Source organism: Melissospora conviva (assembly GCF_049523535.1).
Classification (GTDB): Bacteria; Actinomycetota; Actinomycetes; order Mycobacteriales; family Micromonosporaceae; genus Melissospora; species Melissospora conviva.
In genome coordinates this window covers 24,228-42,748 of record NZ_JBLLDT010000001.1, presented here as the reverse complement: position 1 = coordinate 42,748, position 18,521 = coordinate 24,228, and the positions used below count along the sequence as shown (strand labels likewise).

Genomic DNA, 18,521 nt, shown 5'->3' with positions numbered 1-18,521 from the left:
TCACTGCGGCGACCGGCAGTCCGCCGGATCGACCGGGTCGGGCTCGACGGGGAAACCGTCGTCGCCGGGGGTCGGAGTGACCGGGCTGCCGGAGGCGCTCCCGTTCGGCGCCGGCGTCGCGCTCGCCACCGGGAGAGGGCAGAGCGGCTTGAGGTTCGGGTTGCCCGGATAGTCGTTCGTCAGCTCGGCCAGCCGGCGCTCGGCGTCGGTGGCGTCACCGGCCTGGATGCCGACCTTGATTTTCTCCTGGGCGGCGGCGGTCAGGTCGTCGAGGTCGATCTCGCTGACGCTGTGCACGGTGGCGAGCTCGAAACCGGCGATCTCGCCCCGCACGCCCTGGAAGACGGCGAGCTTGCCGTCGGCGTTGACGCCGACGTAGTACTGCCGCTGCAGGTACTCCCAGCCACCCCAGACTCCACCGCCGAGCAGCGCGGCGACCAGCACCAGCAGCAGCGCCGTACGCAGCGGGCGCCGCCGCGGGCGGTCGTCGTCGCGTGCGGCCGACGGCTCCTCCTCGGGGCTGGCCGGTCGGGGCGTCTGCAGCGCCGAGGCGCGGGCCGCCGGGGTGGAGACGTCGGCGGAGGTGGCCATTCCCCGGTCCCGGGCGGCGGCGCCGCCCACGATCGGTGCGGCCTCGACGATGTCCTGGTCGGTGGCGTCGGCGATGACGACGGTGATGTTGTCCGGTCCGCCGCCGCGCAGCGCCAGCTGCACCAGCCGCTCCACGCACTTCTGCGGGTCGGTGTACTCCCGCAGGGTGTCGCCGATGGTCTCGGCGCTGACCACCGAGGAGAGCCCGTCGCTGCAGATCAGGTAACGGTCGCCGGCGCGGACCTGGCGCACCGAGTACTCCGGGTCGACCTCACGGCCGTCCAGGGCCCGGGTGAGCAGCGAGCGCTGGGGGTGGCTGCTCGCCTCCTCCAGACTGATGCGGCCCTCGTCGACCAGCATCTGGACGTACGTGTCGTCCTTGGTGATCTGGTTGAACTCACCGTCGCGCAGCAGGTACGCCCGGGAGTCCCCGATGTGCACCATGCCGATCTTGCTACCGGAGAAGAGAGTCGCGGTCAGGGTGGTGCCCATCCCCTCGAGCTGAGGGTTGGCCTCCACCGTCTCACGCAACTGCTGGATGGCGGTCTCCACGGCGGAGCGCAGTGCGTCGACGAGCGCGTCCCCGGGGACGTCCTCGTCGAGGGGCGCCATGGCACCGATGACGATGTTGCTGGCGACGTCACCGGCGGCCATGCCGCCCATGCCGTCGGCAACGGCGAGCAGCCGCGGTCCGGCGTAGACGGAATCCTGGTTTCCGTCGCGGATCAGACCGCGGTCACTGTGGGCCGCGTAGCGCAGGGTCAGATTCATGGCCGTAATTCGAGGGAGGTGCGCCCGATGCGGATCGGTACGCCAAGGGGGACGGGGGTCGGTCCGGTGACCTTAGCGCGATCCAGATAGGTCCCGTTAGTCGAGCCGAGGTCCTCCACGAACCACTGTCCCTGCCGGGGCACCAACCGGGCGTGCCGCGCGGAGGCATAGTCGTCGGTGATGACCAGGGTGGAGTCCTCCGCGCGTCCGATTGTTATCTGATTCTCGCCGAGGGTTATCCGGGTGCCGGCCAATTGTCCGGCGGTCACCACCAGCTGCCGGGCGGCGCGGCCGCGCTTGACCTTCGCCGGCGTCCCCGCCGTCTGCCCCGTCGACGCGCCGACCCCACGCGGCGCCGCGACCAGCCGGCCCGAGCGCGCCCCGGCGAACAGGTCGCGACGGATGACTCCGACCACGGTGAACACGAAGATCCACAGCAGGATGATGAACCCGAACCGGGCTACCGGGATGACGAAGGCCGGCAACGAATCAGCCGTCCACGCGGAAGGTCAGGGTGGTCGTCCCCAGCTGGATCATGTCGCCGGGATTGAGGGCGACCGCCGAGACCCGCTGGCCGTTGACCATCGTGCCGTTGGTCGAGCCGAGGTCGGTGAGGACCACCTGACCACCGTCGAAGTCGAGGCGGGCGTGCCGGCGGGAGATCCCCACGTCGGGCAGGCGCAGGGTGGCCTGGTCGCCGCGACCGATGATCGTCGAGCCCATCTGCAACGGGTAGTTGCGCCCGTCGCCGGAGACCAGGCGGATGTTGCGGCCACCGCCGTGTCCCGGGGGCGGACCGTACCCGCCGCCCTGGTCGTAGGCGGGGTACGCGGGCGGACCGGCGTCGAAGCCGGGGCCACCGGAGACCGGCGCCACGTCGCTGCCGGTGTAGACCTCGGCCGTCACCCGGAACATCCCGGTGTCCAGCCCTTCGCCGCGCTCGATCTCGACGATCACGTCGCCGTAGACCGTCCAGGCCTGCTCGCCGATGAACTCCGCCTGCGACTGGGCCAGCTCCTGGGCCAGTGCGGCGGCGTACGGCGCCAGCCGGCTGTGATCGTAGGGCGAGAGATCGATCACGTAACGGTTCGGCACGAGAGTACGGCCACCGGCCAGGATGGCCTTGTGCGCCTCCGCCTCCCGCTGCATTGCATTGAGGATCTCCACGGGGTGTACGACACCCTTGAAGACCTTGGCAAAGGCCCCCTCAACCAGGCCTTCCAGACGCTTCTCGAAGCGTTGCAGCACGCTCACCGGCTCCTCCTCGGTCCGAGGACATGATGGTATCCGGACTCGGCCCACCCAGCTCACATGCCGCTCGGCAGCATGTCGGTGGCCCGCTCGGACGGGCCCTGTACGTCGTGCTAGTCTTCCATCCGCCGCAAACGCCAGCCGGATGCGGTAGGCGAGGTGTGACCAGCACAGACCCTGGACCGGATCAGATCAGAGCCGGTAAAAAGGGTCAACGTCGGCCAGACCTCACCTGGCACCACGACTCGCAACAAAAGTAACCTGCGTCGCACCCGTTCGAATGAACGGCACGGGGCAGACTACAGTGTGACGAGTCGAGCCACGGGGAAGTGGCGGAATGGCAGACGCGCACGGTTCAGGTCCGTGTGCCCGAAAGGGCGTGGGGGTTCAACTCCCCCCTTCCCCACCAGCAGAAAGGGCCCCGCGTTCACGCGGGGCCCTTCTTCGTCGTAGGGCACCCATGCGGGCGCGTTATGCTCCGGTTGATTCCTGCCCCGCCGAAGATCCCTTCAGGAGTACGAGTGGCTGTCGCGTTGGTGACCGGTTCCGGCGGTCTGATCGGCTCGGAGGCGGCCCGGCACTTCGCCGCCCTCGGTCTTGATGTGGTCGGCCTCGACAACGACATGCGTCAGGAGTTCTTCGGCGCGGAGGCCTCCACGGCGTGGAACGTCAAGCGGCTGACCGAGCAGCTCGGTGCGGCGTACACCCATCACGCGGTGGACATCCGTGACCGGGACGCGGTCGCGCAGATCTTCCGCCGGTACGGCAGGGAGATCGCGGTGGTGATCCACACCGCGGCGCAGCCGTCCCACGACTGGGCGGTGCGGGATCCCTTCACCGACTTCGACGTCAACGCCGTCGGCACGCTGAACCTGCTGCAGAACGTCCGTGAGCACTGCATCGAGGCGCCCTTCATCCACTGCTCCACCAACAAGGTCTACGGCGACCGGCCGAACAGCCTGCCGCTGGTGGAGCTGGAGACCCGCTGGGAGCTCGAGCCGGACCACCCGTACTACAACGGGATCAAGGAGGACATGTCGATCGACGCCTGCCTGCACTCGGTCTTCGGCGCCTCCAAGGTCGCCGCGGACGTCATGGTGCAGGAGTACGGCCGCTACTTCGGCATGAAGACCGCCTGTTTCCGGGGCGGCACCCTCACCGGTCCGGCGCACTCCGCCACCGAGCTGCACGGCTTCCTCGGTTACGTGATGCGCTGCAACATGGAGCGGCGTACCTACAAGATCTTCGGTTACAAGGGCAAGATGGTGCGGGACGCCATCCACAGCTCGGACGTGGTCGCCGCCTTCGAGGCGTTCTTCCGCAACCCACGCTCGGCTGCCGTCTACAACCTGGGCGGTGGCCGGCACTCCAACACCTCGCACCTGGAGGTGTTCACGCTGGCCGAGCAGATCACCGGCCGCGAGATGATCACCGAGTACCACGACGCCAACCGGATCGGGGACCACCAGTGGTGGATCGGATCGAACGAGGCATTCCAGACGGACTACCCGGACTGGAAGCAGGTCTACGACGTCCCGATGATCCTGCAGGAGATCTACGAGGCGAACGTGGACAGGTGGGTAGCGCAGGCATGACGACCCATCGGGGCAACGTGCTCGGTGTCTACGTCGACGCCGTCGACTACGCCCAGGCGACCGATCAGGTGGTGGCCGCCGGCCGCGACCGCCGGCCGCTGGCGCTCACCGCGCTGGCCGTGCACGGCGTGATGACCGGCGTGCTGGACCCGCCGCACAACGCCCGGCTCAACTCCTTCGACCTGGTCACCCCGGACGGGCAGCCGGTGCGCTGGGCACTGAACCTGCTGCACCGGTTCGGCCTCACCGACCGGGTCTACGGCCCGCAGCTGACGCTGCACGTGCTGGCCCGCTTCGCCGACGAAGGACTGCCGGTCTACCTCTACGGCTCGACCGACGAGACGCTGGCGAAGCTGATCCCGGCGCTGGAGCAGATGTTCCCGGCGCTGAAGATCGCCGGCTCGGAGCCGTCGAAGTTCCGCACCGCCCGTCCCGGCGAGGACGCCGAGATCGCCGAGCGGATCCGCGCCTCCGGCGCCCGGCTGGTCCTGGTCGGCCTCGGCTGTCCCCGCCAGGAGGTCTTCACCTACGCCATGCGGCCCCTGCTCGACATGCCGCTGATGGCCGTCGGCGCGGCCTTCGACTACCACGCCGGGCTGCTGCGCAAGCCACCGCCGTGGATGCAGCGGGCCGGACTGGAGTGGTTCTGGCGCCTGGGCCTGGAGCCCGGGCGGCTCTGGCGGCGCTACGTGCTGCTCAACCCGGCGTACCTGGCCCGGCTGGCGGCGCAGAAGACCGGCCTGTGGAAGGCGACGCCGCCGGCAGCGGCGACCGAGCCGGTGGCGACCTTCCCCGTCTGAGCCCGGGCACCGGTCGGCACCTCGGCCCCGGAGCGTCGTCTTTCCCGGCGTCGGTGAGCACGTCCCGGACACCAACGGCCCTCCCGGCCGCTCGACCTGACGGTCGGGCGTACGGGAGGGCCGCCGTCTTTCACCCCCAAAACCCCTTCACGGTCCGCATGGGCGCGGGCCGGGGTCTGGCCTGCCGGCGCCTAGAGGTTCAGGCTCCAGGAGTTGATGTAGCCGGTGTCACCGGCGTACGCGTCGCGCACCTGCAGGCGCCAGGTGCCGTTCGCCGCCTCGGAGGAGAGGTTGACGGTGTAGGTGGTGTTGACGTTGTCGGCGCTGTCGCTGCCGCTGCTGTTCTTCAGCCGGTAGGTCGAGCCGTCCGGCGCGATCAGGTCGATGACCAGGTCGCCGCGGTAGGTGTGGACGATGTTGACCGGCACGGTCGAGGCCGACGAGGCGTTACGGCCGCAGCCGCTGATCACGATCGAGCTGGTGACGGTGGCCCGGTCGGGGATGTTCACGTCGGTGCCGTTGGTGCCGGAGCAGCTGCCGCCGCCGGAGCCGGTGACGGTCAGCGTGTAGGTCGCGGTCTTGACGCCGGAGGCACCGGTGCCGGTGACCGTGATCGAGTAGGTGCCGGGAGCGGTCGCCGCCGAGGTGCTGATGGTCAGCGTCGACGAGGCGCCGGAGGTGACGCTCGACGGGCTGAACGTGGCGGTCGCGCCGCTGGGCAGTCCGCTGGCGCTGAGGTTGACCGTCTGGGCCGTACCGCTGGTGGTCGTGGTGTTGACCGTCGCCGTCACCGAGCCGCCGGGGGCGGTGGAGCCGGCGGTCGGGGTGACCGCCACCGAGAAGTCGTTGACCGGCGTGCCGCCGTTGACGACGTAGAGGAGCTTGTTCGGCGAGCCGGTGCCCGGGCTGGTGACCGCGTTGCTGGTCGCGTTGTTGACCAGGTAGTCGCGGATCTGCGCCGGAGTCCAGGTCGGGTTGGCCTGGGCCACGAGCGCGGCGGCGCCGGCGACGTGCGGTGCGGCCATCGAGGTGCCGCTGATGGTGTTGGTGGCCGTGGTGCTGGTGTACCAGGCCGAGGTGATCGAGGTGCCCGGGGCGAAGATGTCCAGGCAGGTGCCGAAGTTGGAGTAGGAGGCGCGGGCGTCGGTGTTGGTGGTGGCGCCGACGGTGATCGCGGCCGCGGTACGTGCCGGCGAGTAGTTGCAGGCGTTGGCGTTGGAGTTGCCGGCCGCGATGGCGTAGGTGACGCCGGAGGCGATGGAGGCGGCGACCGCGTTGTCGAGGGCGGTGTTCGCGCCGCCGCCGAGGCTCATGTTCGCCACCGCGGGCTTGACCGCGTTGGTGGTGACCCACTCGACGCCGCTGATGACACCGGCGTTGGTGCCGCTGCCGGCGCAGTCGAGCACGCGGACGCCGACGATCCGGGCCTCCTTGGCCACGCCCCACGTGGTGCCGGCGATGGTGCCGGCGACGTGGGTGCCGTGGCCGTTGCAGTCGGTGGCGTTGCTGTCGTTGTCGACGAAGTCGTATCCGCTGGTGGCGCGCCCGCCGAAGTCGCTGTGGGTGTTGAGCACACCGGTGTCGATGACGTACGCCCGGACGCCGGGAGCGGTGTTCGGGTAGGTGTAGGAGTTGTTCAGCGGCAGCGCGCGCTGGTCGATGCGGTCCAGGCCCCAGGTCGGGTTGGTCTGGGTGCCGCTGATGCTCACCTCGTGGTTCTGCTCGACGTACGCCACCGACGGGTCGGCGGCGATCCGGGCGGCGGTCTTGGCGTCGACGCGCGCCTCGAAGCCGCGCAGCGCGGCGGAGTATGTCCGGGCTACCTGCCCGCTGTGCTTCGACGCGAGTTCACGTGCCTTGGTCGGCACCGCGCCCCGCTGCACCGCGGTGTCCTTGAAGACGACGATGTAGCTGCCCTCGACGGCGGTCTCGCCACCGGCGTGCAGGATCGCGCCGGTGGGTTCGGCCGCGAAGGCCGGTGTCGCCGCGGCCGCCATGGTGGCGGCGGCCAGACCGACGAAGAGGAGCCTCTTCATGTGCATGCTCTGCCTCCCTCTCCGGCGAGCTGCGCAGCCGTGTGTCACGACTCGATCACAGCCGCCGTTGCAGTGAGGCTAGACATCGACAAGCGTCGAAGGGGTCATACCGATTCACCCATACCGTCGCGATGATGGAACCCGCGCGGCGGGAGGGGCGTCACCGTACGGTCAGAGCCGGCGCCCGGGCTGGACGTAGAGCAGCTCGAGAATCGACCGGGTCGCCTCGAACCAGCGGTCCAGCCATTCGGCGCCCGGCGGGTTGCCCTTCGGCGGCAGCTCCAGCAGCAGGCCCCGCAGCAGCGGGTGGTCGACCATGGAGACGCTCGACGCCTGCGGCCAGCCGGCAGCCGGCGGGAAGGTCGGCTCGATCAGCGGGTCGGCGTCCAGCGAGGGCAGTGAGACCGGCGGCTCCGCCAGTTCCAGGGCCGGGCCACCCGGCTGGCCGTCGTCCTCGCCCTCCGGCGGCACCTCGGTGAGGACGCTGTCCCGGCGCGAGCCGCGGTACTTGCCGCCGAACCGCTCGGACTTTCCGTTGCCTACGTTCTCCGAACCGATTGTCATGGCGTCTCGCCTACCTCAAATGAGATGCGAACCCTGTACGGGATCGACCGGCTTGTCTGCTTTTCACCCGGTACAACGAGGTGAAGTGCGGCAGGCGACGCCCCCGCCAGCCCGTCCGCCCGCCCAGCCCAGCGAACGCGAAAATGCGGCCGTCCGGCCGGCTCACGCCGACGAACGACCGCACCTCTACCGCTGCCCGGCACTTACGCCAGGTCGAACTCGCCGTCCTTGGTGCCGCCGACAAAGGCGTCCCACTCGTCCGGGGTGAAGATGAGCGCCGGGCCGGTCGGGTTCTTGGAGTCGCGCACCGCGACCGCCCCCGACACGAACGCCACCTCCACACAGTTGTCGCAGTTCGGCCCGCTACGTGAACTCTTGTACCAACCGGCGTTGGTCAGGTCCACACGGAACCCTTTCGTCGAGACTTCCACAACGGCTCCTCTGCCAACTCGGCGATGTATGCAATGGACGCGTCCGGGTGGATGGCCGCTGCGCGAATGTGATCGAAGATGTAGATGTACTTCTGCAACTCGTCGTTCTTCTCCAGGAAGAGCCCGCCGGTGGCGTTCTCCGCGTACACGACGTCGGGATCACCGGCTTCCGGGAAGCTGAGGATGGTGAACGTCCCGTCCATCCCGGCATGCGCGCCGACCTCGAAGGGCAGCACCTGAAGCGTCACGTTCGGCAGCTCCGCCGTCGTGACGAGGCGTTTCAGCTGGTCACGCATGACCGCTTCGCCGCCCACCGGCCGGCTCACCACCGCCTCATCGAGCACCACCCAGAATTCAATCGGATCGTCCTGGTTCAACAACGACTGGCGCTCCAATCGGACACGCACTCGCTGATCGACCTGTGCGACGGTGAAGTCCGGCCGCGCGGCGCGGATCATCGCCCTGGCGTACTCCTCGGTCTGCAGCAGCCCGGGGACCACCTGCTGCTCGTAGGCGCGAATCGAACCGGCCGCCGCCTCCAGACCGACGTACGCCCCGGTCAGGACCGTGCTGTACGGGTGCCACCAGCCCTTCTGGCGGGCCTCGCGGGCGATCTGCACCAGCTCGTCGCTCTCCGGACCGACCACGTCGTAGATGCGCAGCATGTCGCGGACGTCGCGGGGGGTGGCGCTGGTGTGGCCGGTCTCGATGCGGGACACCTTGGACGCCGAACACTCGAGCTGCTCGGCGACGGTCTCGATGGTGATGCCGGCGTGCTCCCGGCGGCGGCGCAGCTCCGCGCCGAGTCGGCGGCGGCGGATGGTCGGGCTCCGGCGCTCGGTCACCGGGTCACCTCCGGTTCATCGCGCGTGTCTTCTGGTTCCGCCGCTCTTTGCGGCGGCTGATCGGGCTCGGGACGGATCTTTCACGGCGTGAATCCACTTTGCCGGCCGCGACGGCGGAACCGGCGTCCAGTGTGCCCGTTGTACGTGAGGGGCATCAAGGAGCAGCAATGTTCCAACTGGCAAAACGCTACTTGCAACTTGCATGTCGATGGACACTGATGCACGCTGTCCGTATGGCCCAGGTTACCCAGAGTTCCGGCAAGGTGGAGATGCGGGGGCGCGTCACCGAGCGGGCAGGGGCGATCCGGGCCTGCCGCGAGAACCAGATCACGCTGCTTCACCGGGTGACGACCCCGGCGCCGCACGCCGTACGGCTGCGGTGGCGGGAACGGTCCGGTGCAGTGACCGGAGACTGACCAGGGGCACGCCGCCACCGCGGCACTCCTTTGGCCGGCTCCACAACCGAGCAGACGGCGGCCGATCCCGCCGCGCACAGCGAACGATCCAGAACCTCGCGCCGGTTGCCACCGGCCACTTCCCTGAGGAGTCGATGTGCTTCCCCGCTCCGGCGACGTCCTGCACGTGACCCGCGCGGCAAGCGTGCAGTTCGTCAAACCGATCCTCTTCCGCGTCATCCGCCAACTCGACTGGCCCACCTACGACGGCTGGATCTGGCTCGACGGTTACGAACTGAACGCCACCGGCGACGCGGTCAGCCGTCGCTCGGTCTTCGTCCAGTCGGCGGGCCTGCGCACCCTGCGCAACTCCACCGCGCCCCGCCAGCAGACCGTACGGCCGTCCCGGCCCCTGGTCAGGACCCCGGCCCGCGTGGGTTGACCGGCGCCGGCGGCACGCTCGGCCCCTCCGCCCGCGGGCTCGCCGTGGCACCGGTCGGGCTCGGCGGTGCCGGAGCTGTCGGCTCCGCGGTTGGCGCCGCGCTCGGCTCGGCGGCCACCACCAGGACGATCTCCGTCCCGGTCGGCACCTGCGAGCCGGCCGAGGGCTCGACCCGCAGCACCGTTCCGGCCGGACGGCCGGACTCCTCCAGCCGTACCCGGTAGCCGAGGCCGGCCTGACTCATCGCCGTCTGCGCCGCACTGACCGGCCAGCCGACCACCGCCGGCACCTGCACCAGGGCGGTCGTGGTCGCCGAAGCGCTCGGGGTGGCCGGGCCCCGCGTCGTGGGGGGAGCGGAGGTCGCCGGAGTCGCACTGCGGGTCGCGGTGGGCGAGACCGGCGCCGGATCCGGCTCGGAGTCGCCGGCCGCGCCGAGGATCAGCCAGAGCCCGGTGCCCAGCGCCGCCAGCAGCACGAGCACGACAACGCCGATCAGGATCGGCATCCACCAGCGCCGCCCTGGCTCGTCCTGCGGATACCAGACCTCTTCGGCCTCCTCGGCCTGCGGCGGCCGGACCTCGGCCCGCCCGGACCAGACAGCGGCCCCACCGGGACCACCCTCCTCGCCGGCGCCGACCGGGGGCATCGCCTGAGTGTCTCCACGATCCACCGGCGGCATCGCCTGCGTCTGATCCCCACCATCCACCGGCGGCATCGCCTGCGTGCGATCGCCGTCGTCCACGGACGGCATCGCCTGCGTCTGATCCCCACCATCCACCGGCGGCATCGCCTGGGTGCGATCGCCGCCGTCCACGGGCGGCATGGCCTGCGTCTGATCGCCGCCGTCCACGGGCGGCATGGCCCCGGTTGCGTCGGGGTCGTGCGACGGCGGCAGCGGGCGGGTCTGGTCACCGGCGCCATCGGGCCGTTGCTGCGGTGAGTCCGGGCGGTCGTCCTCCATGGCCTGGTACGTCCTCTCCCTGGGTGGGTCACCCACGACCCGTTCAAACTAGCCACTGTCGTCACCGGCCACCCGCCGAACGTCGATCACACGCCGGGCCTCGAACTCGCGGGCCACCCCCTGGCGGTTTTCGACGTGACAGCAGCCGTCGATCAGTACCCGGCGGGGCCGCTCACCGCACCTCCCAGGTGTGCACCGGCTCGTTGGTGCGCTGCAGGTCGCGGTAGCGGCGGAGCATGTGGTGCAGCGCGGCGTCGCGGTCCATGCCGTGCAGCCGTTCGGCGGCTCGGACCGTCTCGGTCTGCCAGATCGCCCCGTTGCGGCCGCTGCGGCAGCGCCCTTCGATCACCCCGAGGAGCCGGTCCCGGTCCGCCGGCGCCACCCCGAAAGCGTCCAGCCCGGCCGCCGCGCGGGGCAGCAGCACCTCGAGAACCAGGTCGTTGACGCGTACGTCGCCGAGGTCCGGCCAGTGCAGCACGGCATCCATGCCGCGGCGGGCGGCGAGGTGGAAGTTCTCCTCGGCGTCTCTGAAGCTCAGCCGGCTCCAGATCGGCCGGTCGTCCTCGGCGAGGTCGCGCACCAGCCCGAAGTAGAAGGCGGCGTTGGCGAGCATGTCGACCACTGTCGGTCCGGCCGGCAGGACCCGGTTCTCCACCCGCAGGTGCGGCCGGCCGTTCATCACGTCGTAGACCGGCCGGTTCCAGCGGTAGACGGTGCCGTTGTGCAGCCGCAACTCGGCCAGGTGCGGGACGCCGCCGTTGTGGAGCACCTCGACCGGGTCCTCCTCCTCGCAGATCGGCAGCAGCGGCGGAAAGTAGCGCACGTTCTCCTCGAAGAGGTCGAAGATCGAGGTGATCCAGCGTTCGCCGAACCAGACGCGCGGACGTACGCCCTGGGCTTTGAGCTCGTCGGGGCGGGTGTCGGTCGCCTGCTCGAAGAGGGCGATGCGGGTCTCCGCCCAGAGGTGGCGTCCATAGAGGTACGGCGAGTTGGCGCCGATGCCGACCTGGACCGCGGCGATGGCCTGTGAGGCGTTCCAGTAGTTGGCGAAGCTGTCGGGTGCGACCTGGAGGTGGAACTGCACGCTGGTGCAGGCCGCTTCCGGCGCGATGGAGTCGGTGTGAGTCCGCAGCCGCTCGACGCCCTGGATGTCAAGCTCGAGGTCTTCGCCGCGGGCGCCGACGATCTGGTCGTTGAGCACCCGGTAGCGCTCGTTGACCGAGAGGTTTTCCACCACCAGGTGTTGCTCGGTCAGGGTGGGGAGGATGCCGATGAGGACAAGGTCCGCGTCGGACTTGCCGGCCCGGACGTCGGCGCGGTCAAGGCTCTCGCGCACATCCCGCTCGTAGTCGGTGAAGCCGTTGCCTTCGATCAGCCGGGGCAGGGCGTTGAGCTCGAGGTTGAACTGGCCGAGCTCGGTCTGAAAGGTGGCGTCGGCGAGTCCGTCGAGGATCTCCCGGTTGCGCATCGCGGGCTCGGCGTCGGCGTCGATGAGGTTGAGTTCGATCTCCAGACCGGTGGTTGGCCGGTCGGCGTCGAAGGTGAACTCGTCCAGCATCAGTGCGAAGACGTCGAGACATCGCCGCACCTTCTGGCGGTATTGGAGGCGATCCTCCCGGGAAAAGGCGCCCTGCGCGACGTCCTGACCCATCTGCCCTCCCGGTGCCAGGCGCCGGGGGACGGTAAGGGTCCGACCACTCAGCGCTATGCGAGCCGTATCCACGGTAAGGGCCCGGGCCGTCCGGAGCCAGAGCGGAACGATCGGGCCTGCGCTGCTCTTACCCAGCCGAACGCCCCGGCCACCATCGCCGATGGTCGCCGGGGCGTCGAAGAGGCTGCGATCGCCGATCGCCGGGGTTGTCGCCGGTCGAGCTACTGGCGGACACCCTCGCCCTCAATCTCGATGACGATCTTCTTGCCGACCAGGACGCCGCCGGTCTCCAGCGCGACGTTCCAGACCAGACCGAAGTCCTCCCGGTCGATCTCGGCCTTGGCGGAGAAGCCGAAGATGTCCTGCCCGAACGGGCTGCGGCCGACGCCCTCGAACTCGACCTCGAGGTCGACGGGGCGGGTGACGCCGCGGATGGTCAGCTCGCCGCTGAGGATGAACTCGTCACCGTCGTGGGACTTGATGCCGGTGCTGCGGTACTCCATCGTCGGGAACTTCTCGACGTCGAGGAAGTCGCCGCTGCGCAGGTGGCCGTCGCGGTCTTCCTGGCTGGTGTTGATGCTCGCGGTCCCGATGGTCGCGGTGACGCCGGACTGCAGCGGGTCCTCACCGATGGTGATGGTCGCGGTCGCATCGGTGAACTCGCCCCGGACCTTGGAGACCATCATGTGCCGCGCGGAGAACGCGACGCGCTTGTGGGCCGGGTCGAGCTGGTAGGTCCCGGCGGCGGGGATGGTGAGGCCGTTCCACTCGCGGGTGACGGGCTGGGTCTCGGCGGTCATGACGCTCCTCGGGGGGTTTAAGCTTCAACTATCTGACATGCAGACTATAGCAGCCGCAACTATTGACCTGTCAACTACTGGTAGACTCGATCCCGTGACCACCAACCGGCCCGACGACCCCAGGATCACCGCGTACGGCCTTCTCACCGAGACGTACACGGGGCTCTCCGCGCGGATCTCGGCACAACTCGACGAACACAAGCTCTCGCTGGTCGAGTTCGACGTCCTGCTCCGGCTGGCGCGTACGCCCGGCAACGCCCTGCGGATGACCGACCTGGCCGCCCAGACGACCCTGTCGACCAGCGGCGTCACCCGGGTCGTGGACCGGATGGAGCGCGACGGGCTCCTCGACCGCCGGGCCTGCCCGGAGGATCGCCGCGGCTCCTTCGCCGTGATCACCAAGGCCGGGCTGCACCGGCTGGAAGAGGCGCTCCCCGGCCACCTGACGACGATCGAGCACTGGTTCACCGGTCAACTCGACCCGGCCGCCCTGGAGAGCCTGCTGGACGGGCTGCGCACGCTCCGCGACGCCGTGCATCCGGGCGCCACCTCGGGCAGCCTCACCGCGGGTGAATGCTGAGGGGGTGCAGCGGAGCAGCCGACCAGCACACTGCACCAATCGCTGCGTCGGCCGCGCCGCTACCCCCCGTATAGAAAGAGACTAGTCGACCGCCGCGAAGGTGATCACTCGGTCACCCCGAGTCGCCGCCGCCGGCTCGGACCCGCCGGTCAGAGCCCCAGGTCACGAGCGATGATCATGCGCTGGACCTCGGAGGTCCCCTCGCCGATCTCCAGAATCTTGGAGTCGCGCCAGAAGCGCCCCACCGCGAACTCGTTCATGAAGCCGTAGCCGCCGTGCACCTGGGTAGCCGCGCGGGCGTTATCGACGGCGATCTCGCTGGCGTAGAGCTTGGCGATCGCCGCCTGCCGCTTGAAGTCCTCGCCGGCCAGCATCCGCGCCGCCGCGTCGTAGTAGGCCAGCCGCGCGGTGTGCGCCTTCATCTCCATGTCGGCGATCTTGAACTGGATCGCCTGGTAACTGCCGATCGCCTGACCGAAGGCGTGCCGCTCGCGGGCGTAACGCAGCGACTCGTCGACACAGCCCTGCGCCAGCCCGACCGACAGCGCCGCGATCGCGATCCGCCCCTCGTCGAGGATCCGCAGGAACTGGGCGAAGCCGCGCCCCCGCTCACCGAGCAGGTTCTCCGCGGGCACCCGGCAGTCGTCGAAGTGCAGCTCGTGGGTGTCCGAAGCCGACCAGCCCACCTTCGAGTACGCCGGCGCCACCGTGAAACCGGGCGTCCCCGCCGGCACGATGATCGTGGAGAGCTCCTTCGAGCCGTCCGGCCGGGTGCCGGTCACCGCGGTCACCGTCACCAGCGAGGTGATGTCGGTGCCGGAATTGGTGATGAACGCCTTCGCCCCGTTGATCACCCACTCGTCGCCGTCGAGAACAGCCCGGGTGGTGGTGCCCCCGGCGTCGGAACCGGTCCCCGGCTCGGTCAGCCCGAACGCCGCCAGCGCCTCACCCCGCACCAGCTTCGGCAGCCACCGCGACTTCTGCTCCTCGGTGCCGAAACGGTAGATCGGCATCGCCCCGAGCGAGACCGCCGCCTCCAGGGTGATCGCCACGCTGGAGTCGACCCGGGCCAGCTCCTCCAGGACCAGGCAGAGCGCGAAGTAGTCGCCGCCCATGCCGCCGTACTCCTCGCTGAACGGCAGGCCGAAGAGGCCCATCTTCCCCATCTGCCGCACGATCTCGTACGGGAAGGTGTGGTTGGTGTAGTGCTCGGTGATCACCGGTGCGATCCGGTCGCGGGCGAACTGGCGCGCACCGGCCCGGAGCGCCTCCTGCTCCTCGGTGAGGCGGAAGTCCATCGGGTTCCTCCTGGGAGATCGCCACCGCCTGCCCGGCGGGGGTGGGCTGATCAAGTCGGGTGCCGGTCCGCACCGGCGGCACGGTCAGACGGGGGTTACGCCGTGGCGGCGCCGGGAGAAGTGCCGGTCGCGCCCCTTGGCGGCGGCGAAGCGGCGGATCAGCTCGCCCCGCAGCTCGCCCGCCTCGACGATCGCGTCGATGACCAGTTCACTGGCGAGGCGTACGACGTCGATGTCGCGCTCGTACTCGGCGCGCCGGGCGGCGATGAAGGCGCCCCGCTCGTCCGGGTCGGCGATGGCGGCGATCTTGTTGGCGTAGACGGCGTTGACGGCGGCCTCCGCCCCCATCACCGCGATCTTCGCCGTCGGCAGGGCGATCGTGGCGTCCGGCGCGAATCCCGGACCGGCCATCGCGTAGAGACCGGCCCCGTACGCCTTGCGGACCACCACGCAGATCTTCGGCACCGTCGCCTCGGAGATCGCGGTGATCATCTTTGCGCCGTGCCGGATGATGCCCTGCTTCTCCACCGAGGTGCCGACCATGAAGCCGGGCACGTCGCTGAGGAAGAGCAGCGGGATGTTGAAGGCGTCGCAGAGCTGCACGAAACGGGCGGCCTTGTCGGCGGAGTCGACGAAGAGCACGCCGCCCTTGAACATCGAGTTGTTGCCGAGCACACCGACGACCTGGCCGTCGAGCCGTCCGAAGCCGACGGTCAGCTCCTTGGCCCAGAGCGCCTGGATCTCCAGGAATGAATCCTCGTCGAGCAGTCCCTTGATGTAGCGGCGCATGTCGAAGGCCTGCCGCTCGCTCGCCGGCACCAGCGCCGTCAGGTCGATCTTGGCGGGCGCGTCGGCCGGCTCGGCCACCGGCGGCTGCGCGGTCCAGTTCGACGGCAGGTACGACAGGTAGCGGCGCACCGTCTCCAGCGCGTCGGACTCGGTCTTGCAGAGGAAGTGCCCCACACCGGACTCGGCGCAGTGCACCCGGGCGCCGCCCATCTCCTCCAGCGTGGTCTTCTCCCCGGTCACCATCTCGACCATCCGGTCGGAGCCGAGGTACATGCTGGCGTTCCCCTCGACCATCGCGACCACGTCGCAGAAGGCCGGAATGTACGCCCCGCCGGCCGCACTCGGCCCGAAGAGGGCGCAGACCTGCGGGATCGAGCCGGAGGCGCGGACCTGGTTCCAGAAGATGTTGCCCGCGCCGCGGCGGCCGGGAAAGAGGTCGACCTGGTCGGTGATCCGCGCGCCGGCCGAGTCGACCAGATAGACCATCGGCCGGCCGGCCTCGTACGCCCGCTCGATGATCCTGATGATCTTTTCGACGGTGCGCGCGCCCCAGCTGCCGGCCTTGACGGTGGAGTCGTTGGCCATCAGGCAGACCGGCCGGCCGTCGATGGTGGCCTGACCGGTGATCACGCCGTCGGCGGGGAGCCCGTCGGCCTGCGCGTTCGCCAGCAGCCCGTCCTCGATGAAGGAGCCCTCGTCGACCAGGAGCGCGATGCGCTCACGGGCGAAGAGCTTGCCCTTGGCGGCGTTGGCCGCGTGGTACTTCTCGGCCCCGCCGGCCCGGACCCGCTTGCGCAGCTGCTCCAACGCCTCGCCGTCGAACGTCACACCGACTCCCTCGCCGTTGCGGCGCCCGCCGCGCTTACCTGAACGATCGTTAGGCTAGTGCATCGGCGCGGCCCCGGCCAGACGACTCAGCCGGCGTCTGTGGACTCCGGCGCCAGACCCAGCGCCGCCCGCACCAGACCCAGCGCCGCCTCCGGCCGCACCCCGAGCCGGCGCGCCGCCTCGGCGTAGCGCTGCGCCAGCTCCACCAGTTCCGCGTTTGCACCGCCGGCGCCCGGGGCGACGAAACTGCCGTGCCGCCCCCGGGTCACCACCAGCCCGGCCTCCTCCAGCTCCCGGTACGTCCGGGCCACCGTGTTCACCGCCAGCCCCAACTCGGCAGCGAGGCCCCGCACGGTCGGCAACCGGGTACCCGCCGGCATCCGCCCGTCGGCCATCATCGCCGCCAGCTGGGTCCGGACCTGCTCGTACGGCGCCTCCGGGGACGCCGGGTCCACAAAGATTCGCATGCTCACACCAGCCGGGTACGCGGGCCGGCGCGCAGCACACCCGACGGAAGTTCCCGCCCGACGATCTCCTCCGCCAGCGCTGCCGCCGCAAGCAGCGCGTCCAGCTCGATGCCGGTGTCGATGCCCATGTCGTGCAGCATGTGCACCGCCTCCTCGGTGGCGAGGTTGCCGCTGGCCCCCGGCGCGTACGGGCAGCCGCCGAGCCCGCCGACGCTGGCGTCGAACTCGGTCACCCCGAACTCCAGCGCGGTCAGCAGATTCGCCAGCGCCGTGCCCCGGGTGTTGTGGAAGTGCAGCAGCACCGGGATCTCCGCCTCGGCGTCCCGGACCGCGCCGAGCAGCTCCCGCACCCGGCGCGGAGTGCCCATGCCGGTGGTGTCGCCGAAGGCGACCCTGTTCGCGCCGTCGGCCACCACCCGGGAGACGATCCGCGCCACCCGCTGCGGGTCGACGTCTCCCTCGTACGGGCAGCCGAAGCTGGTGGCGATGATGACCTCGGCGCTCGCCCCGGCCCCGTGCAGCATCGCGATCAGCTCGGCGATGTCGTCGAGCGACTCGTCGGTGCCGCGGTTGACGTTGCGCCGGTTGTGGGTGTCGCTGGCCGAGACCACCACCTCGATCTCGGTGAAGCCGGCCGCGAGCGCCCGCTGCGCGCCCCGGGAGTTCGGCACCAGCGCCGAGTAGCGCACTCCGGTGGCCTTCGTCGCGCGCCGCCAGACCTCGTCGGCGTCGGCCATCTGCGGGATCGCCTTCGGGTGCACGAAGGAGACCGCCTCGATGCGCCCCACCCCGGTCGCCGAGAGAGCGTCGAGCAGCCGCACCTTCGCGTCGGTCGGCACCGGATCCTCGTTCTGCAGCCCGTCCCGCGGCCCGACCTCACGGATCGACACCGTCGCTGGCAGCTGACTCATGGTCACCTCACTGTGACGTCGGGCCGCCGGGAACCGTCGCACCGCCGCCCCTGCTGGAGACGGCCGATGGCGACGCCGGCCGGCCGGTTGCCCCCAGGGAACCAGACCGGAGGCACCGAACGCCAGGGCGGCCCCGCGACCGCCGGCGCCGCTAGCCTGCCCGCCCTGGAGACCGCGAAGGACGACAAGGCCAGGCGCGATCTTGGACGGTTGGCCGCGCGGGTCGATCGGCTCGAGGGGGACAATTTCCGCCTCGTGTCACTGATTGCCGCCGGCGTCGTCCTTCTCGGCTGGCTCGTCCTCCTCTCGGCCGGCGGTGCCGGACTGATGGCTCTCCTCACCCGCGGCGACAGATCCGATGTGGGGCCGGGCCTCCTTGTGTACGCCGCGGGAGCGGTACTCACCTTCCTGCTGCTCGCCGGCAAGAAGGGACGCGACTTCTGGGTCGCGGACCGCCGCCACGACCTGCTTGTCTGAGCTGCCGGACGCGACCTGCTCGTCCGAGCAGCCGGACG

20 protein-coding genes and 1 tRNA gene are annotated in these 18,521 nt (G+C 70.2%); 7 read left to right on the top strand and 14 right to left on the bottom strand.

The window, feature by feature from the left end; translation table 11 throughout:
• The 3 genes from ACK8GG_RS00240 to ACK8GG_RS00230 are packed head-to-tail and all read right to left on the bottom strand — an operon-like array spanning nucleotide 1 to nucleotide 2,616.
• On the bottom strand, nucleotides 1–1,362 hold the full coding sequence (locus ACK8GG_RS00240; protein WP_440351361.1) for a BofC C-terminal domain-containing protein: 1,362 nt from the start codon (nucleotides 1,360–1,362) through the stop codon (nucleotides 1–3).
• Nucleotides 1,359–1,847: an FHA domain-containing protein FhaB/FipA gene (locus ACK8GG_RS00235; RefSeq protein WP_440351360.1), complete on the bottom strand. Its 489-nt coding sequence runs from the start codon at nucleotides 1,845–1,847 to the stop codon at nucleotides 1,359–1,361. The genes ACK8GG_RS00240 and ACK8GG_RS00235 overlap by 4 nt, the downstream gene beginning before the upstream one ends.
• Before the next feature lie 4 nt (nucleotides 1,848–1,851).
• On the bottom strand, nucleotides 1,852–2,616 hold the full coding sequence (locus ACK8GG_RS00230) for an FHA domain-containing protein (protein ID WP_440351359.1): 765 nt from the start codon (nucleotides 2,614–2,616) through the stop codon (nucleotides 1,852–1,854).
• Between the two features lie 320 nt (nucleotides 2,617–2,936).
• On the opposite strand from ACK8GG_RS00230, the gene ACK8GG_RS00225 reads away from it, so the two are divergent.
• The 3 genes from ACK8GG_RS00225 to ACK8GG_RS00215 all read left to right on the top strand — a co-directional run bounded on the left by ACK8GG_RS00225 (nucleotide 2,937) and on the right by ACK8GG_RS00215 (nucleotide 5,008).
• Nucleotides 2,937–3,022, top strand: a tRNA-Leu gene (locus ACK8GG_RS00225).
• 112 nt (nucleotides 3,023–3,134) lie between these two features.
• Entirely contained in the window at nucleotides 3,135–4,208 is a 1,074-nt protein-coding gene (locus ACK8GG_RS00220) for an NAD-dependent epimerase/dehydratase family protein (protein WP_440351358.1), read from the top strand.
• Nucleotides 4,205–5,008, top strand: a complete 804-nt coding sequence (locus ACK8GG_RS00215; RefSeq protein WP_440351357.1) for a WecB/TagA/CpsF family glycosyltransferase — start codon at nucleotides 4,205–4,207, stop codon at nucleotides 5,006–5,008. The genes ACK8GG_RS00220 and ACK8GG_RS00215 overlap by 4 nt, the downstream gene beginning before the upstream one ends.
• A 191-nt stretch (nucleotides 5,009–5,199) precedes the next feature.
• Here ACK8GG_RS00215 and ACK8GG_RS00210 read toward each other — a convergent pair whose 3' ends face one another.
• The 4 genes from ACK8GG_RS00210 to ACK8GG_RS00195 all read right to left on the bottom strand — a co-directional run bounded on the left by ACK8GG_RS00210 (nucleotide 5,200) and on the right by ACK8GG_RS00195 (nucleotide 8,884).
• A complete protein-coding gene (locus ACK8GG_RS00210) occupies nucleotides 5,200–7,044 on the bottom strand; it encodes a S8 family peptidase (RefSeq protein ID WP_440355667.1) in 1,845 nt (614 codons plus the stop codon).
• Between the two features lie 171 nt (nucleotides 7,045–7,215).
• Nucleotides 7,216–7,608: a hypothetical protein gene (locus ACK8GG_RS00205; protein WP_440351356.1), complete on the bottom strand. Its 393-nt coding sequence runs from the start codon at nucleotides 7,606–7,608 to the stop codon at nucleotides 7,216–7,218.
• Between the two features lie 203 nt (nucleotides 7,609–7,811).
• A complete protein-coding gene (locus tag ACK8GG_RS00200) occupies nucleotides 7,812–8,039 on the bottom strand; it encodes a DUF397 domain-containing protein (RefSeq protein WP_440351355.1) in 228 nt (75 codons plus the stop codon).
• Entirely contained in the window at nucleotides 8,003–8,884 is an 882-nt protein-coding gene (locus tag ACK8GG_RS00195; protein WP_440355231.1) for a helix-turn-helix domain-containing protein, read from the bottom strand. Before ACK8GG_RS00195 ends, ACK8GG_RS00200 begins: the two co-directional genes overlap by 37 nt.
• A gap of 233 nt (nucleotides 8,885–9,117) precedes the next feature.
• Here ACK8GG_RS00195 and ACK8GG_RS00190 point away from each other — a divergent pair, with 233 nt between their 5' ends.
• Both ACK8GG_RS00190 and ACK8GG_RS00185 read left to right on the top strand, forming a co-directional pair.
• Nucleotides 9,118–9,300 (top strand): hypothetical protein, encoded by a 183-nt coding sequence (locus ACK8GG_RS00190; RefSeq protein ID WP_440351353.1) that lies wholly within the window; start codon nucleotides 9,118–9,120, stop codon nucleotides 9,298–9,300.
• Nucleotides 9,301–9,436: 136 nt separating this feature from the next.
• Entirely contained in the window at nucleotides 9,437–9,721 is a 285-nt protein-coding gene (locus tag ACK8GG_RS00185) for a hypothetical protein (protein ID WP_440351352.1), read from the top strand.
• Here ACK8GG_RS00185 and ACK8GG_RS00180 read toward each other — a convergent pair.
• From ACK8GG_RS00180 to ACK8GG_RS00170, 3 genes are all read right to left on the bottom strand, one after another.
• Nucleotides 9,696–10,367: a PASTA domain-containing protein gene (locus tag ACK8GG_RS00180; RefSeq protein ID WP_440355230.1), complete on the bottom strand. Its 672-nt coding sequence runs from the start codon at nucleotides 10,365–10,367 to the stop codon at nucleotides 9,696–9,698. The genes ACK8GG_RS00185 and ACK8GG_RS00180 overlap by 26 nt on opposite strands.
• A gap of 487 nt (nucleotides 10,368–10,854) precedes the next feature.
• Entirely contained in the window at nucleotides 10,855–12,333 is a 1,479-nt protein-coding gene (locus ACK8GG_RS00175) for a glutamate-cysteine ligase family protein (RefSeq protein WP_440351350.1), read from the bottom strand.
• Between the two features lie 221 nt (nucleotides 12,334–12,554).
• Nucleotides 12,555–13,133, bottom strand: a complete 579-nt coding sequence (locus ACK8GG_RS00170; RefSeq protein WP_440351349.1) for a YceI family protein — start codon at nucleotides 13,131–13,133, stop codon at nucleotides 12,555–12,557.
• A gap of 94 nt (nucleotides 13,134–13,227) precedes the next feature.
• On the opposite strand from ACK8GG_RS00170, the gene ACK8GG_RS00165 reads away from it, so the two are divergent.
• Entirely contained in the window at nucleotides 13,228–13,713 is a 486-nt protein-coding gene (locus ACK8GG_RS00165; RefSeq protein ID WP_440351348.1) for a MarR family winged helix-turn-helix transcriptional regulator, read from the top strand.
• 149 nt (nucleotides 13,714–13,862) lie between these two features.
• Here ACK8GG_RS00165 and ACK8GG_RS00160 read toward each other — a convergent pair whose 3' ends face one another.
• The 4 genes from ACK8GG_RS00160 to ACK8GG_RS00145 form a co-directional block, all read right to left on the bottom strand.
• Nucleotides 13,863–15,011, bottom strand: a complete 1,149-nt coding sequence (locus ACK8GG_RS00160; protein WP_440354553.1) for an acyl-CoA dehydrogenase family protein — start codon at nucleotides 15,009–15,011, stop codon at nucleotides 13,863–13,865.
• Between the two features lie 84 nt (nucleotides 15,012–15,095).
• Nucleotides 15,096–16,628 carry an acyl-CoA carboxylase subunit beta gene (locus tag ACK8GG_RS00155; RefSeq protein ID WP_440351346.1) on the bottom strand — a complete coding sequence of 511 codons (1,533 nt, stop codon included), beginning with the start codon at nucleotides 16,626–16,628 and terminating at the stop codon, nucleotides 15,096–15,098.
• Nucleotides 16,629–16,714: 86 nt separating this feature from the next.
• Nucleotides 16,715–17,095 (bottom strand): GntR family transcriptional regulator, encoded by a 381-nt coding sequence (locus tag ACK8GG_RS00150; protein WP_440351345.1) that lies wholly within the window; start codon nucleotides 17,093–17,095, stop codon nucleotides 16,715–16,717.
• Nucleotides 17,096–17,097: 2 nt separating this feature from the next.
• A complete protein-coding gene (locus ACK8GG_RS00145; protein ID WP_440355229.1) occupies nucleotides 17,098–18,006 on the bottom strand; it encodes a hydroxymethylglutaryl-CoA lyase in 909 nt (302 codons plus the stop codon).
• 66 nt (nucleotides 18,007–18,072) lie between these two features.
• Between ACK8GG_RS00145 and ACK8GG_RS00140 the strand changes: the two genes are divergently transcribed.
• On the top strand, nucleotides 18,073–18,483 hold the full coding sequence (locus ACK8GG_RS00140; RefSeq protein WP_440355228.1) for a hypothetical protein: 411 nt from the start codon (nucleotides 18,073–18,075) through the stop codon (nucleotides 18,481–18,483).
• Nucleotides 18,484–18,521 lie beyond the last annotated feature (38 nt).